Raw genomic sequence first — 14,769 nt, forward strand, 5'->3', positions numbered from 1 at the left:
CACCGGGGCGCGGACGCCGGCCGGAGACCCGGTGCCGCAAGGCGTTCCGGCGCCGCCCGGGGAGGCCCCGGCCGGCCGGGGCTCCGGTATGGAGGAGCGGGCGGAGCCCGGCCCGGCGGGACGGGCGGTGGGGGAGGGCGCTGCCCCGCGGGGTCGTGAAACCTCCGGTTCCGCCTGGGTCGTGGGCACGCCGAACTCTTCCTGTGCCCGCGCCACCATCTCCCGCGCGTGCCGCAGTCCGATGCGGTCCACCGTGCGGGCCAGATCGGCCAGTTCTGCCGCCGTCTCGGCCCGGTCGCGGCCCAGGCGGGCGAGGGACTTGGCGAGGCCCAGCCGGCTGAGCGCCTCACCGCGCGGCTCGCCGATGGCACGGAACTCCGCGAGGGCCTCCTCGTACAGAGCCCGCGCCTCGGCGTACCGCCCGGCGCGGTAGAGGACGTTGCCGCGCATCTTGTGGTTGTAGGCCAGCGCGCTCGTCAGCTTCATCGCGCGGCAGCTCTCCTCCGCCTCGGAGAGCAGCGCGAGCGCCCGCTCGGTGTCCCCGTCGCGGACGGAGACGATGTCGGCGAGCCCGCGCAGCGCCCAGGCGTGACCGCGCCGGTCGTCCGCGCGTGCCGCGATGCCGGCCGCCTCCTCGAACATCTCGTACGCGGTGTCGTACGACCCGGTGTTGCGGTGCATCTGCGCGATGCCCTCCAGCGCCCACACCGTGTGCCGCGCCTCGCCGCGCCGGCGGGCCTCGGCGAGCAGCCGCTCGTGCAGCCGGCCGACGGCCTCGTAGTCGCCCTGGATCCGGCCGGTCTCGGCGAGGCCGGCCAGCGAGTAGCCGCGCACGACGACGTCCCCGCCGCGTTCGCCGAGTTCGGCCGCGAGCCCGAGCAGCCGCCAGGCCAGCGCGAACGCCCCGCGCTGGCGGGCCAGCGTGCCGCCGCTCCACAGCGCCCAGGCCATCGCGGCCACGTCGCCGGCCTCCCGGGCGGCCCGGTAGCTGGCCTTCCAGGCCAGGTCCGCCTCCCGCACCTGGCCGAGCCTGCGGTGCGCCTCGGCGACCGCCAGCCCGGACCGCGCGGCCTCGCCCCGCCGCCCGGCCCGTTCGGCGGCCTCCAGCTGCTGCCTTCCGGCGGCCAGGACCTCGGTCAGCGAGGAGTTCACGGAGAGGGAGGTGAGGGCGCCCTGGTACTCGGGGGCGAAAGCCTTGCCGTACATGAATGCCTTTCGGTCCGCTGCCTGATGTCCGTGACGGGGACGCCCGGGCCGGCGCGGCGGGCCGGCGGACCCGCAGCGTACGGACACCGGGTCCGCACACGCGTGTTATACACGCCGTGTATACGCAGGGTGTATAGCACGTCGGGGGCCGGCCCCGGCCGCGGGCGGCCAGGACGTCACCTGTTGCCGATCAAGACGTCGGCAGCGGCGGCGGGGTTGCCTGTGCGGCGCAGATCACCCGCCGGACGCCTTCTCCGCCCGGAGCCCTCAGTGCTGCTGGGCCTTCTGCGGAGTCGCCTCGCTGGGGCGTACGACGACGAACCCCTGGCCCTGCAGCATCAACTGCACGGCCTCGCCGGAGCCGCCGCGCAGCATCGACCCGAGCGACTGCGACCGGTGCAGCGAGGTCCCCAGGTGGGCGGTCCAGCCGACGACGGCGTCCGTGTCGACGTACACGGGCTGCTGCGGGGTCACCGGTATGACCAGCGGATTTCCCTCGCAGACCAGCCCCAGCCGGCCCTGCCCGCTGAACACGCTGTTGAACAGTCCGCCGCCGGCGATGCCCGACCCCTTCACCGTCCTGATCTGGTACGACAACGAGGCGTCGAAACACAGGACGTTGCGGCCGTTGACCGTGAACTCGTCGCCGGGGTCCACCTCGACGACGAAGCAGTTCTGCGCCTCGTGCGCGAACCACGCCTCGCCCTGCCCGCGCACCGCCATCAGCGGCAGACCCTCCCCGGTCACCGCGCGTTTGAGCATGCCGCCCACGCCCTGGCCCTTGCGCTCGAACTGCAGACTGCCGCGGTAGGCCACCATCGAGCCCTGCCGGGCGAACATCTCGCCGTCCACGGTGTACTTGACGCACTTCGCGTTCTCGACGGTCATGCCCGCCGCCGCCGTCGCCTGCCGGACCACGTGCTCGCTGGAAAAGAGTTCACCCTTCATGAGCGCATCCTGGCCCGGAGCGGCAGCTTCCGCCAAGATCACCGGGGAAGTTCGGCGTCTTCCCGCCCCTCGGCCGCGGAGGCGGTGCGGCGCGCCGCCCGCCTGCCGCAGAACACCGACTCCAGCGTGCGCAGCATCGTGGCGTGCACGTCGCCGTTGTTGGAGGTGTTGGCGAGCGCGGTGAGGCTGCGCCGGCCGTCCTTCGTCGTGAACGCGTAGGTGTAGAAGCCCTGGACGGCGCCCGTGTGCCCGTACACCGAGGTGCCGCAGGACAGGTCGCGGCGGCGCAGGCCGAGCCCGTACGCCTGGCCGGTGCCCGCCGGCACCCACCGCTCCATCTCCGCGAGTTGCGCCGCGGGCAGCAGCCGGCCGCCGAGGAGGGCCGACAGGAAGGTGTTCAGGTCGCGTGCGCTGGAGACGACCGCGCCCGCGCTCTGTGCCCAGGACACCGTCTGCTCGGTCGCGTCGACCAGCGGCGCGCCCGCCTCGTCCGGGGTCAGGTAGCCGCGCGCGTGCCGGCCGGGGATCTCCGTGTCGGGATGCACGTAGAAGGTGTCGGTCAGCCCCAGGGGCTTGATGACGCGCTGCTCGTACGCGGCGCCCACGGAGAGCCCCGTCAGTTTCTCGATGAGCATCCCGGCGACCACGAAGTTGGTGTTGGAGTAGGCGTAGGCGCCGCCGGGGGCGTGGACGGGCGCGTGCGCCAGTGACCGGTCCACCAACTGACGGTAGGTGAAAACCTTCGAGCGGACCGCCTCGAAGCCGGGCACGGTCGAGGCGAACATGTCGTTGGTGTAGTCGTGGAGGCCGCTGCGGTGGCTCAGCACGTGCCGGACGGTGATCCGGTCGTCGGGCAGCAGCCCGGGCAGGTAGTGGTCGACGGGGGAGTCGAGCCGCACCGTGCCCTCGGCGGCCAGTTGCAGCAGGACCACGGCGGTGAAGGTCTTCGTGACACTGCCGATACGGAAGCGGTCGGCCGTGTCGATGACCCGCCCGGTGCCGCGGTCGGCGACCCCTTCGGTGGCCTTGTGGACCGTGCCGTGCACAGCGTCGCGTTCGTCGATCCGCGCCATCGCACCCGGCGCGCCCTGCGCCAGGGCTGTCCGCAGGAGGCGGCTGAGGCCGGCGTTGTCGGGGGCCGGAAGAGCGGCGCGGGCCGATGGGCCGGGGTGCCCGCCCGCCGCGTGCGCCGGGCCCGCGAGGAGGCCCAGCACCATGGATCCGAGCAGCGCACTCCTGCACACCGTTCGTGAGGCCATCCGATTCCTCTCCCGCCTCCGCCGCGCACCGTCCGTGCCGGATCGGTCACCACCGGGTGAGGCCACCTTCCCCGATGCCGTCAGATCTCCGGAGGCGACACACAGTCGGGTCACCCGCGATCACCGGGTGGGGTGGATGGGCGGGAAGGGTCGCGAGACGTGCGGGACGGGGCCGGCACCGCCCTGCTCGTTCCTGCGGGGGCGTCCGAACCCGGCCCGCCCTCGGGCACGCGGGGGCCCTACCGGACCGGAGGCCGCGTCCCGCCCGCCGGGTGCGGGCCCGCCCGGAGGTACCTGTCATCGGCGGCGGCCCGCTCCCGGGTCACCCGGGCCGCGGACACCACGGCGAGCCGCCGTGCGACGGCCCCGCCGGGCGTCGCACGGCGCGGGGCGGCGGCCCCGGCGACCGCCCCGGGATGCCCACGGCGCCCGGCGCGGGAACCGACGGCGACTGGCACGGTCCCCCCTCCGCGGGCGGGAGTGCCGCCGGGGCGGCGACGGGTGGGCGGGGGCGGCGGGTGGCACCCGCCCGGCCACAGAGCGCGCAAGGGCGAGGGGCCCCCAGCGGCCTGGGATCCGGCTCACGCCGTGCCACGGGCACGTACCGCCGGGTGCGCCCGCAGCGGCCGGCGGGCGGGCCGAACCCGGCGGGGCTCAGCGCAGCGTGTCCGCCCGGTCCGCCGGGACCCGCCCGGCGGGCCCGGGCGCCGGCTGGTCCGCCGGGTGGCTGACCGGCGGCGCCAGTTCGGGCCCGCACTCGTACAGCTCCCCCGTCGCGTAGTTCCGGAACCAGCCCTCGCCCGGCTCGAAGCTGCGGATCACGGATGCCCGGTGGCCTCGTGGCGCGCCGTGGCGTGCCGCGCGGGGGAGTCGTCGCAGCAGCCGACGTGGCCGCACCCCGCGCAGCGCCCCAGAGGGAACCACCAGCCGCAGGCCACGTCGCACTCGACGCCGCCGGTGCCGCTCGGCGGGACGCCGGGGCGGATTCCGGAGTCGCCGGTCATACCGGCTCCTCGGGCGTGGGCAGGAGGTCGTCGGGGGCCGCGGTGAGCGGCAGGAGGACCTGGAAACGGGTGTCGCCGGGCACCGACTCCACGCGCAGGGCGCCGTGGTGCCTGTTGACGACGATGCGCCAGGAGATGTCCAGTCCCAGCCCGGTGCCCCGGCCCACCGGCTTGGTCGTGAAGAACGGGTCGAAGATGCGGTCGCGGATCTCCGGCGGGACACCGGGCCCGGTGTCCCGGAACTCCACCAGGAGCCGGTCGTCGTGGCGTGCCGTCCGCACCGTGAGCGTGCCGTCCTCACCGCCCTCGCCTATGGCGGCGACCGCGTTGTCGATGAGGTTGGTCCACACCTGGTTGAGTTCGGCGGGACAGGCGGGGATGCGCGGCAGCGTGCGGTCGTACTCCCTGACCACCTCGATGCGCGGCCCGATCCTGGCCGACAGCATCAGCAGCGTGCTGTCGAGGAGTTCGTGCACGTCGGCGACGCGGTGCGGAGCGCGGTCCAGCTGCGAGTACTGCTTGGCGGCGTCGACGAGCTGGGAGATCCGGGTGGTGGAGTCCGCGATCTCGTCCATCAGGAGCTCGGTCTCCACCGTGTAGTTGAGCCACCCGACGGCCCCGGGCAGGATCTCGTCTCCCACGGTCGCCGCGACCTGCTCCAGCCAGTCCACGTCGAGCCCGGCCTGCACGAACGTGGGCGCCAGCCGCCAGCCCCCCTCGACGCCGTGGTCCTCCAGCCAGTCGGTGAGGGCGTCCTCCCGGTCGGAGGCCTCGATCGGAGCGAGCACCGGCGCCTTGGCGACCCGTTCGGCGGTGCGCTCCTGAATCTCGATCAGCTGTGCCAGCGCCTCCCGCGAGAACGGCCCCCCGGCGATGACGGCCAGCTTGCGCCGCATCTTCGCCACCCGCTCCCGCAGCGCCGCCGTGGCGCGGACGGCCGCCGCCGCCGGATTGTTCAGCTCGTGGGTGAGCCCGGCGGACAACGAGCCCAGCGCCAGCAGCCGTTCACGCTGCCCGACGGCCGCCTGGGTGCTCTTCGACCCGAGGAACAGTCCCTCCAGCAGGTGCACCGCCATCGGGAACCACTCCCGCATGATGCTCGCGAACGTGTCCGCGGGCAGCACGAAGAAACGGGTCGGCGCGGTGACGCGCAGCGAGTTGTTGTAGACCTGCCGCACCCGGTCGCCGAGGTAGGCCTGCATGGCGCCCGCGTACACGCCGCGCTGGGAGGTGCGGACGATTTCCACGTCGTCGCCGCCGACCCGGCGTGAGAGCACCACCGAGCCCTCGATCATCACGTAGAAGCAGGTGGCCGGGTCGCCCTCCGTGTACACCGGACCGGGGTCGAACCGCTCCACCCGGCCCTCGCTGCACAGCCGGCCGAGCTGTTCGGGGGACAGCTTCTCGAAGAGGAACAGCGAGCCGACCTCCTTGGGGCTGCACGGCGCCGGACGACCGCTCACGACTGCTCCAGGTACCGGTGGACGAGCATGACGGCCATGGCGCCCTCGCCGACGGCGGAGGCGACCCGCTTGGCGGACTCGGCACGTGCGTCGCCCGCGACGAACACGCCGGGCACGTTGGTCTCCAGGTGGTACGGCGGCCGGTCCAGCTCCCAGTCGGCGGGCGGCCGCCCGTCGGCGGTGAGGTCGGGTCCGGCCAGGATGAACCCGTGCTCGTCGCGCAGGACGGTGCCGTCCAGCCAGTCGGTCAGCGGCGCGGCGCCGATGAACACGAACAGCCAGCCGGCCTCGACGAGTTCGCTCTGCCCGGTGGCGGTGTCGCGCAGCGTCAGCCGCTCCAGCCGCCCCGAGCCGTGCACTGCCTCCACGAGGGTGCCGGTGCGCACCGAGATGTTGGGGGCCTCCTCGATCTGCTGGATCAGGTAGTACGACATGGACGCCGTCAGCGACGGGCCCCGCACCAGCAGCGTGACCGACTTGGCGCCTTTGGACAGGTACATCGCCGCCTGCCCCGCGGAGTTGGCGCCGCCGACGATGTGCACGTCGTGGCCGTGGCAGGCGGGCGCCTCGGTCAGCGCCGAGCCGTAGAACACGCCGCACCCGGTCAGCTCCTCGCTGCCGGGCGCCGGCAGCTGCCGGTAGGACACACCGGTCGCCAGGATCACGCTGTGCGCCGCGATCGCCGATCCGTCGGAGAACCGCACGGTGCGCGCCGCGCCGTTGACCTCCAGGCCCGTGACCTCGCACGTGGTGAGGACCTCCGCGCCGAACTTCGCGGCCTGCCGCCGGGCCCGGTCCGTCAGCTGGGCGCCGGAGACGCCGTCCGGGAAGCCGAGGTAGTTCTCGATCCGCGAGCTCTGTCCCGCCTGTCCGCCGGTCGCCGAACGCTCCACGAGCACCGTCCGCAGTCCCTCGGAGGCCCCGTACACGGCCGCGCCGAGGCCGGCCGGGCCGCCGCCGACGACGACCAGGTCGTAGAAGTCGGCGGCCGGCGTCGTCGCCAGGCCCACGTGCGCCGCGATCTCCGGGGCCTCCGGCGCGACCAGCGGCGTGCCGTCGGGCGTGACGACCAGCGGCAGGCGCTGCCCGTCCTGTCCCGCCGCGGCGAGCAGCCGCCGGCCCTCCGGCTCGTCGGCCGAGTACCAGCGGTAGGGCACCTGGTTGCGGGCGAGGAACTCCCGTACCTCGGACGACCGCGCGGACCAGCGGTGGCCCACCACCTTGGTGCAGGGGACCGGCCGGTGGTCGCGGTCGGCGGCCCGCCAGGTGTCCAGCAGGTCGTCCATGACCGGGTAGAGCTTCTCCTCGGGCGGGTCCCAGGGCTTGAGGAGGTAGTGGTCCAGGTCCACGACGTTGATCGCGTCGATGGCCGCGCCGGTGTCCGCGTAGGCGGTGAGCAGCACCCGTCGCGCGCCCGGGTGCACGTCCATGGCCCGTTCCAGGAACTCGATGCCGTTCAGGCCCGGCATCCGGTAGTCGGCCAGGACGACGGCCACCGGGTCCCCGCGCAGCCTCAGCTCGCGCAGGGCCTCCAGCGCGGACTCGCCGGACTCCGCGCGCACGATGCGGTAGGACCCGCCGTAGCGCCGTCTCAGGTCCCGGGCGACGGCGCGGGAGACCCCCGGATCGTCGTCCACGGTCATGATGACGGTCCGCACGGTGTCCGCGGCGGGTGCCATACGTCTCCCACGCGAGAGCGGTCGGATCGGCGTCCCGGTGTCCCCGTCGCCACCGCGCCGACCCGCCCATCGTATGTTCGACGGACCGCCCTCGCCCGGGTTGCGCGGACCGGGCGCCGGGCCGTGCGCCCAGCCGGACCGCGCGGACGCCGCACCCGTCGCTCTCCGGAGCCCGGCAGGCGGGTCGCCCACGGCTGCCCGTCCCGCCCGAGGCCGGTCCGGGGCCGCCCGGCGCCGCGTCGACGATCACTCGTTCCCCTGCCGGAGGCCGCCGTAGCGGCGTAGGGCGCGATCGTGCGGGCAGCGTGAGAAAGACTGACCGGGGGCGGAGCAGACGCCCGCCCGGAGGACCAGGACGGGGCCGCGCCGGCGGCGCCGCGACAAAGGGAGGCACACGGCATGAGGCGCCCGATCACGGCGGGGTTCGACGGATCCGAGGAGAGCCTTGCCGCGCTGGCGTGGGCGGCCCGGGAGGCCGTGCGCCGGGACCTGGCCCTGCGGGTGGTGCACGTCTGGCGCTTCCAGCCGTACGAGACGGCCGGCGCCGCGGACCGGGACACCCAGGAGCGGTGGGTGCGCGACGCGGTCGGTGAGGCCGTCCGGAGTGTCGCCGGGCGCCATCCGAACCTGAGCGTCGGCACGGACGTGGTCGAGGGGGACGCCGTGGAGACACTGGTGGCCGCGGCGGCCGACGCCGAACTGCTGGTGCTCGGTTCACGCGGCCACGGAGCCTTCGTCGGCTTCCTGGTCGGCTCGGTCGGGCAGCAGGTGATCGCCGAGACCGCGCGGCCCGTCGTGCTGGTGCGGGCAGGCGACGAGCCCGCCGCCGAGGTCGCGGGCCGGGAGATCGTCGTGGGCCAGCACGGCGAGCCCGAGGACAGCGCGGCGGCGCTGCGGTTCGCCTTCGAGGTCGCCGCCGCCCGCGGCGCGACCGTCCGGGTCGTCCGGGCGTGGGCCCTGCCGCCGGTGTTCGCCTACAGCCCCGGCTCCCTCAAGCTCCTCGACGAGGCCGGCGGCCTGGAGCCCTACGAGAAGAAGGGGCTGACGGCCGCGGTGGCGCCGTTGCGGGAGCTCTTCCCGGACGTCCACGTCGTCGAGCACGTCGAGATGGGCAGCGCGGCACAAGTGCTCCTGTCGGTGTCGGGGCGGGCCCAGCTGCTGGTCGTGGGGCGCCGGGCGCACCGTACGGCGGTGGGCGCGCGGATCGGCTCGGTGGCGCATGCCATGCTCCACCACGCGGGCTGCCCGGTCGCCGTCGTCCCCCCGCGCGCCTGAGGAACGGGCGCCGTCGCGCGCACCCGGGCCGACAGGGCCTACCGGCCGTGCACGGTGCGGTCCCGGGCGCGTTCCGCGGCCGCCTTCACGGGTCCGCGGTGCAGCGGGCCGTGCCCGGGCAGCAGGACGTCACCGTCGAGATCCGCGAGTATGCCGAGTGAGGCCAGCGCCCCGTCGCGGTCGTGGTGGAACATGTCCGGCAGCAGTTGTGGGCCCTCGACGCGCGAGGTGGCGTGGCCGCTGACCAGGGCGTCGCCGGAGATGACCACGCCGGCGTGCGGCAGGTGCAGGACGGCGTGGCCCCGGGTGTGGCCCGGCGTGTGCACGGGGACCGGCCGCCCGGGCAGGTCGAGCGGTCCCGCCCCGGGGAACGGTTCGGGCGCGGTGACGGGGACGTGTGCGGTGCCGCCGACGCGCAGGGCGTGCACCGCCCACGGCAGCACCCCCGGACGCCAGCCGTTGCGCAGCACCTGCCTGACGGACACCTGGTGCAGGAACTCCCGTCGGGCGTGCGGCACCTCCTCCTCGTGCACGTACACCGGCGTGCCGTGGGCGCGGTGCAGGTACTCGGCGGAGCCCAGGTGGTCGTTGTGGGCGTGGGTGACCAGCACGGCCGCCACCGCCTCCGGTGCGCTGCCCACCGCGGCCAGCGAGTCGAGCAGCCGCTGCCGGTCCCCGGGGTAGCCGGTGTCGACCAGGGTGACCGCGTCCCCGTCGGTCAGGATCACCCAGTTGGTGTTGCTGCCGTGCACCAAATAGGTGCCCTCGGCGACTTGCCGCACGTCCGCGCGCATCGACTCCCCGCAATCAGGTGGCTGCCCGACGGGAACAGCCAACCAGACGCCCCCCGTGCACGGAAGGAGGGAGCGGGGCACCGGGCCGCGGGTGCCGGGGCGGCCGGCGGCTTCCCGGCGGCGCCCGGAGCTCAGCGCACGCCGGCCGGGCGGAACTGGATGCTGATGCGCGGGCCGGTGCCGCGGGTGGTCTTGGGCACGCAGTGCTCCCAGGTGCGCTGGCAGGAGCCGCCCATGACGATGAGGTCGCCGTGCCCGAGCGGACGCCGGACCGTGCGGCCGCCTCCCACGGGACGCAGCAGCAGGTCCCTGGGCGTGCCCACCGAGAGGATCGCGACCATCGTGTCCTGCTGCGCTCCCCGCCCGATCCGGTCGCCGTGCCAGGCGACGCTGTCGCGGCCGTCGCGGTAGTGGCACAGGCCGGCCGTGGTGAACGGCTCGCGCAGTTCGTCGGCGTAGTGCGTGGACAGGGCGTCCCGCGCCTCGTCGAGCACCGGGTGCGGCAGCGGGTCCGCGGCACCATAGAAGGCGAGCAACCGCGGCACGTCCACGACGTGCTCGTACATCGTCCGGCGCTCGGCCCGCCACGGCACCTCGGCGGCCAGCCGCTCGAACAGGTCGTCCGCCCCGGACAGCCACCCCGGCAGTACGTCGGTCCAGGCGCCGGAGCCCAGCTCGGTACGGCGCAGCCGGGCGAGCGAGCCGAGCCGGAGTTCGTCGCTCTGGTTGAAGAGGGAGCCCTGGAGGTGGTGCGCGGTCATGCTGCCAGCGTACCGCTGAATCGAAAGTGTGTTCCCGTAACCGGTTGCCGTGCCGCTTCCGGCCTCCCGTCTCCCTCCGGCCCCTACGCATACAGAGGTGTATCCGATACATTCCTGTATCGGATCGGAGGCGGACATGACGGCGGAGGGAACGGCCCGGCGTGTCACCAAGCGGCGGATCCGGACCCGGGCGGACCTGCTCGACGCCGCGTTCACGGTGTTCGCGGCGAAGGGCTTCGGCCGGGTGTCCATCGAGGAGGTCTGCGAGGCCGCCGGCTACAGCCGGGGCGCCTTCTACTCCAACTTCGCCACGCTGGACGAGCTGTTCTTCGCCCTGTACCGGGAGCGCGCCGAGCTGATCGCCGAGCAGGTCGCCGGGGCGCTCGCCCTGGACGGGCCCGCCCTCGACGTGCCGGCCGCCGTCGACCGGGTCACCGAGGTGCTCCTGCTCGACCTGGACTGGCTGCTGGTCAAGACGGACTTCCTGGCGCACGCTGCCCGCGACCCCGCCGTGGCACAGACCCTGCTGGAACACCGGTCACGGCTGCGGCGCGCGATCGCGGACCGGCTCGCGCGGGCCCGGTGGCACGGCGGGCCGCCCGCCGCGCTCGGCGGCGTCGACGGCGCGGCCCACGCCGTGGTCGCCGCGTACGACGGAGTCACCGTCCAACTGCTGCTGGACAAGGACGCCGAGCGTGCTCGCGCCTGGCTCAAGCAGCTGCTCACCGCGCTGCTGACGGACGGCGGCGCCACCCCCGTACGAGCCGAATGAGGAAGGAAACGGTCGCCATGGACGCGGACGTCATCGTCGTGGGAGCGGGTCTCGCGGGCCTGGTCGCGGCGCACGAGCTGACCAGCCGGGGCCGCAGGGTCGCCCTCGTGGACCAGGAGAGCGCCGCCAACCTCGGCGGACAGGCCTACTGGTCCTTCGGCGGGCTGTTCCTCGTCGACTCGCCCGAGCAGCGGCGCCTGCGCATCAAGGACTCCCTCGAACTGGCCTGGAACGACTGGCAGGGCAGCGCGCGGTTCGACCGGCTGGACGACGAGGACTCCTGGGCCGTGCGCTGGGCGCGCGCCTACGTCGAGTTCGCGGCGGGGGAGAAGCGGTCCTGGCTGGCCGGGCACGGGATCACGCTGCTGCCCACGGTCGGCTGGGCCGAACGCGGCGACCTGCGGGCGGACGGGCACGGCAACTCCGTACCCCGTTTCCACATCGCCTGGGGCACCGGCACCGGCGTCGTGGAGCCGTTCGCCGACCACGCCCGGCAGGCCGCGCGCGACGGGCTGCTCACCTTCCACCACCGCCACCGGGTGGACGAGCTCGTGATCGAGGGCGGCGCGGCCCGCGGGGTGCGCGGCACCGTGCTGGCCGGCGACGAGGCGCCCCGTGGTGTCGCCTCCAACCGCGATCCGGTGGGGGAGTTCGAGCTCACCGCGCAGGCGGTGATCGTCACCACCGGCGGCATCGGCGCGAACCACGACATCGTCCGCCGGTACTGGCCCGAACGTCTCGGCACCCCGCCGAGGACGATGGTCACCGGTGTCCCGGCGTACGTCGACGGCCGGATGCTCGACATCAGTGCCGCCGCCGGCGTGCGCCTGGTCAACCGCGACCGGATGTGGCACTACACCGAGGGCCTGCAGAACTGGGACCCGATATGGCCCGGCCACGGCATCCGGATCCTGCCCGGACCGTCGTCCGTCTGGCTGGACGCCCTCGGCCGCCGGCTGCCCGAGCCGTGCCTGCCGGGCTATGACACGCTGAGCACCCTGAAGCACCTGCGTGCCAGCGGGGACATCGCCGGGTACGACCACTCCTGGTTCGTCCTGACCCGGAAGATCGTCGAGAAGGAGTTCGCCCTGTCGGGCTCCGAGCAGAACCCCGACATCACCGCCAAGGACCGCGGGGCGGTGCTGCGCGCCCGGCTGCTGGGCAGGGGCGCGCCCGGGCCCGTGCGTGACTTCCTGCGGCACGGTGCCGACTTCGTCGTCGCCGACACCGTCGAACAACTCGTCGAGAAGATGAACAAGCTGACCGACGAGCCCCTGCTCGATGCGGCCGCGGTTCGGCGCCGGATCGAGGCCCGCGACCGGCAGATGGCCAACCCGTACAGCAAGGACGCCCAGGTCCAGGGCATCCGCAACGCCCGCCGCTACCTCAGTGACCGCCTCAGCCGGGTGGCGGCCCCGCACCGCCTGCTGGACCCGGCGGCCGGGCCGCTGATCGCTGTGAAGCTGCACATCCTGACCCGCAAGACCCTCGGAGGCATCCAGACCGACCTCGACTCGCGCGCCCTCGGCGCCGACGGCCGGCCCGTCGAGGGCCTGTACGCCGCGGGGGAGGTGGCCGGCTTCGGCGGGGGAGGTGTCCACGGCTACAACGCCCTGGAGGGCACCTTCCTCGGCGGCTGCCTGTTCTCGGGCCGCGCGGCGGGCCGGGCCGCCGCGGGGCAGACCGCCTGACGGGGAGACCGCCCGCGCGGCGGCCGGAGCCGCGGACGTTGAGCGCGGCGGGTTGCCCGCCTCGCCCGGGACCGGTGGCGCGATGGGCAGCGGCAAGACACCCGGGGCCCGGGACCGCTGCCGGGGTGACCCGCGCGCGCGGGTCCGCGGTCGACCGGCCCTTGCCCGTCCCGCCGCGACCGCGGCAGGCCGCCCGGGCGGCCCGCGGTGCTTGCCCACCCGGCTCGGGACCGCGGCGGGCGGCCCCGCGGCGTAGGGTCCCCCGGTCCGGCCCGGGACCACGGGAGGCGCGTGTATGGCTGGTGGCGTCTGCCGCTCGGCCCGGCGCTGCGACGAGTGTGTCCGGGCGGCGGGCGGTGTCCGTCTACTCGTTCCGGGAGCGCAGCAGGTCGGCCAGTACCGTCGCGTGGCTCTTCTCGGGCACCTTCGACGCGGTCACCAGCGTCACCGGGCCTTCGCGCACCAGTTTCCCGAGGTGATCGAGGGCCTCGGCGGCCTCCGGGGAGCCGAGTTCCGTCTCGTACCGGTGCCGGAACTCCTCGTGCGATCCCTCGCCCGCGTGGTACCAGCGGCGCAGCTCGGTGGACGGAGTGATCACCTTGGGCCACTCGTCGACGTGTGCCTCCTCCTTGGAGAGACCGCGCGGCCACAGCCGGTCCACCAGGACGCGCACACCGTCGTCGGGCTCGGGCGGTTCGTAGACACGGCGGACACGGATGCTCACAGGGCCTCCCTCGACGGCGGGCGGGTCGTGCCGGGAGCCTACTGCGGCCCGCCCGGGCAGCGGCCGAACCGGGCGGGCGACGGGCCCGGCTCGACCTGTTGGAGGGCACCCGCCGGTGGCACCGGCAGGCCCGCCGCGCCCCGGGGCCGCCTCTGCGGCAGGGGAGTCGCGCCGCGGAGGGCGGTGGGCGACCCGCACCGCTCGGCACCGGCGGTGTCCTCACGCCGTACGGTGCGCGGATCCTCGTGGTCCCGTCCCACAGTCGCCGGCCGACGGCCGTCCGGAACAGAATATTCCGGACGGGGTTCCGCTCGCCCCGTCCGGGTACCCCGAGCGCCTGAACAGCGGGGAAGCGAAAAAGGGGAATCACGGGAGTCACCGGATGAGCGCATCGGACGACCTGCCGGTCATGCATTCGCTGGCCGACCTGGCGGCCCTGGTGGAGGGGCGTCGCGGTCTGTACGTCCGTTGGTCGCGCGGTCCGGGTATCGACCTCGGTGCCACCTCCAGCACGGACGAACTCACCGGCGTCCCCATGCCCGGACTGTCGGCCAGCCCCCTCGACGTGGAGGAGTGGTGGGAGGGGCGGTCGGTGGAACTGTGGGTGGCGCGACGTCTGTACGACTACGCGCACCTGCCGCACGACAAGGGCCCCGGCGTCCGCGCCTGGGTGCTGAGGGGCGGGGAGCGGGGCCGGGGCCCGGACAACGAGCCACTGGTGGTCGACGTGGAGCCGGTGTGCTGGATCGACTCCGGCGTCATCGCGGAGGCGCGGGCGGAGGTAGCCCGGCAGGAGGCGGAGTGGGGGACGTTGCGCCGTTCGGAACGCTAGGGGTCGTCCGGCGGGTCCTGCCGCGGACGCCGGGTCCGTCACGCCCGTCTGCGGCGTCACCGTGCGTTGCCGAGGCTCCGCCTCGACGTCCTCCTCCGCCTTGCGGCCGCCCGCACCGGACCCCGCTCATCTGGGCGGGGACTCGTTACGGTTCGCTCCGGCCGGGGTAGGTATCCCGCGCTGGTGCTCGCGCAGGCCCCGGCCGCTGCGGGGCGACGCCCGGCAGCGGCCGAAGGCCGCTCGCCGTCCCGTTCGACGCACCGCACGCCGAGGGAAAGCCGACGCGCCGGCCGGCCGCCGGTGTTCACGCTGCCCGTCACCCGGTCGCCGGCGCGCCGCGGACGGGGGTGCGTGGCACCCC

The 14,769-nt window shown here is 74.5% G+C and carries 11 protein-coding genes and 2 pseudogenes; 4 read left to right on the forward strand and 9 right to left on the reverse strand.

What is annotated here, in order from left to right; translation table 11 throughout:
• Window positions 1-186: 186 nt before the first annotated feature.
• The 6 genes and pseudogenes from ACWDNY_RS18445 to ACWDNY_RS18470 all read right to left on the reverse strand — a co-directional run.
• Window positions 187-1,206 (reverse strand): annotated as a pseudogene (locus tag ACWDNY_RS18445) (tetratricopeptide repeat protein); the annotation flags it as partial.
• A 267-nt stretch (window positions 1,207-1,473) separates the two neighbouring features.
• Window positions 1,474-2,154: an AIM24 family protein gene (locus ACWDNY_RS18450; protein WP_451646811.1), complete on the reverse strand. Its 681-nt coding sequence runs from the start codon at window positions 2,152-2,154 to the stop codon at window positions 1,474-1,476.
• Window positions 2,155-2,192: 38 nt separating this feature from the next.
• The gene (locus ACWDNY_RS18455; protein ID WP_451646812.1) at window positions 2,193-3,413 is read right to left on the reverse strand and encodes a serine hydrolase domain-containing protein; all 1,221 of its coding nucleotides are present in this window, start codon (window positions 3,411-3,413) and stop codon (window positions 2,193-2,195) included.
• Between the two features lie 654 nt (window positions 3,414-4,067).
• Window positions 4,068-4,417, reverse strand: a pseudogene (locus tag ACWDNY_RS18460) (UBP-type zinc finger domain-containing protein).
• Window positions 4,414-5,880 (reverse strand): ATP-binding protein, encoded by a 1,467-nt coding sequence (locus ACWDNY_RS18465; protein WP_451646813.1) that lies wholly within the window; start codon window positions 5,878-5,880, stop codon window positions 4,414-4,416. Before ACWDNY_RS18465 ends, ACWDNY_RS18460 begins: the two are co-directional and overlap by 4 nt.
• Window positions 5,877-7,559, reverse strand: a complete 1,683-nt coding sequence (locus ACWDNY_RS18470) for an FAD-dependent oxidoreductase (protein WP_451646814.1) — start codon at window positions 7,557-7,559, stop codon at window positions 5,877-5,879. Before ACWDNY_RS18470 ends, ACWDNY_RS18465 begins: the two co-directional genes overlap by 4 nt.
• 399 nt (window positions 7,560-7,958) lie before the next feature.
• On the opposite strand from ACWDNY_RS18470, the gene ACWDNY_RS18475 reads away from it, so the two are divergent.
• Window positions 7,959-8,834, forward strand: a complete 876-nt coding sequence (locus ACWDNY_RS18475) for a universal stress protein (protein WP_451646815.1) — start codon at window positions 7,959-7,961, stop codon at window positions 8,832-8,834.
• Between the two features lie 38 nt (window positions 8,835-8,872).
• Here the strand turns inward: ACWDNY_RS18475 and ACWDNY_RS18480 are convergent, their stop codons facing one another.
• Both ACWDNY_RS18480 and ACWDNY_RS18485 read right to left on the reverse strand, forming a co-directional pair.
• Complete coding sequence (locus ACWDNY_RS18480; RefSeq protein WP_451646816.1) at window positions 8,873-9,628, reverse strand: MBL fold metallo-hydrolase; 756 nt, start codon at window positions 9,626-9,628, stop codon at window positions 8,873-8,875.
• A gap of 131 nt (window positions 9,629-9,759) precedes the next feature.
• Complete coding sequence (locus ACWDNY_RS18485; protein WP_451646817.1) at window positions 9,760-10,389, reverse strand: alpha-ketoglutarate-dependent dioxygenase AlkB; 630 nt, start codon at window positions 10,387-10,389, stop codon at window positions 9,760-9,762.
• A gap of 136 nt (window positions 10,390-10,525) precedes the next feature.
• Between ACWDNY_RS18485 and ACWDNY_RS18490 the strand changes: the two genes are divergently transcribed.
• Window positions 10,526-11,161, forward strand: coding sequence for a TetR/AcrR family transcriptional regulator (locus ACWDNY_RS18490; RefSeq protein ID WP_451646818.1), 636 nt, complete (start codon window positions 10,526-10,528; stop codon window positions 11,159-11,161).
• A 17-nt stretch (window positions 11,162-11,178) separates the two neighbouring features.
• Window positions 11,179-12,852 carry an FAD-binding dehydrogenase gene (locus ACWDNY_RS18495; RefSeq protein WP_451646819.1) on the forward strand — a complete coding sequence of 558 codons (1,674 nt, stop codon included), beginning with the start codon at window positions 11,179-11,181 and terminating at the stop codon, window positions 12,850-12,852.
• Between the two features lie 364 nt (window positions 12,853-13,216).
• On the opposite strand, the gene ACWDNY_RS18500 is transcribed toward ACWDNY_RS18495, so the two are convergent.
• Window positions 13,217-13,576, reverse strand: a complete 360-nt coding sequence (locus ACWDNY_RS18500) for a DUF488 domain-containing protein (protein ID WP_451646820.1) — start codon at window positions 13,574-13,576, stop codon at window positions 13,217-13,219.
• 382 nt (window positions 13,577-13,958) lie between these two features.
• On the opposite strand from ACWDNY_RS18500, the gene ACWDNY_RS18505 reads away from it, so the two are divergent.
• On the forward strand, window positions 13,959-14,408 hold the full coding sequence (locus ACWDNY_RS18505; protein WP_451646821.1) for a DUF6098 family protein: 450 nt from the start codon (window positions 13,959-13,961) through the stop codon (window positions 14,406-14,408).
• Window positions 14,409-14,769 lie beyond the last annotated feature (361 nt).

The sequence above is a fragment of the Streptomyces sp. NPDC003697 genome, assembly GCF_053587115.1.

Coding starts and splice junctions, on each gene's coding strand:
- ACWDNY_RS18495 (WP_451646819.1), top strand. CDS start 11,179: ATGGACGCGGACGTCATCGTCGTGGGAGCGGGTCTCGCGGGCCTGGTC.
- ACWDNY_RS18475 (WP_451646815.1), top strand. CDS start 7,959: ATGAGGCGCCCGATCACGGCGGGGTTCGACGGATCCGAGGAGAGCCTT.
- ACWDNY_RS18485 (WP_451646817.1), bottom strand. CDS start 10,389: ATGACCGCGCACCACCTCCAGGGCTCCCTCTTCAACCAGAGCGACGAA.
- ACWDNY_RS18480 (WP_451646816.1), bottom strand. CDS start 9,628: ATGCGCGCGGACGTGCGGCAAGTCGCCGAGGGCACCTATTTGGTGCAC.
- ACWDNY_RS18505 (WP_451646821.1), top strand. CDS start 13,959: ATGAGCGCATCGGACGACCTGCCGGTCATGCATTCGCTGGCCGACCTG.
- ACWDNY_RS18450 (WP_451646811.1), bottom strand. CDS start 2,154: ATGAAGGGTGAACTCTTTTCCAGCGAGCACGTGGTCCGGCAGGCGACG.
- ACWDNY_RS18490 (WP_451646818.1), top strand. CDS start 10,526: ATGACGGCGGAGGGAACGGCCCGGCGTGTCACCAAGCGGCGGATCCGG.
- ACWDNY_RS18470 (WP_451646814.1), bottom strand. CDS start 7,559: ATGGCACCCGCCGCGGACACCGTGCGGACCGTCATCATGACCGTGGAC.
- ACWDNY_RS18455 (WP_451646812.1), bottom strand. CDS start 3,413: ATGGCCTCACGAACGGTGTGCAGGAGTGCGCTGCTCGGATCCATGGTG.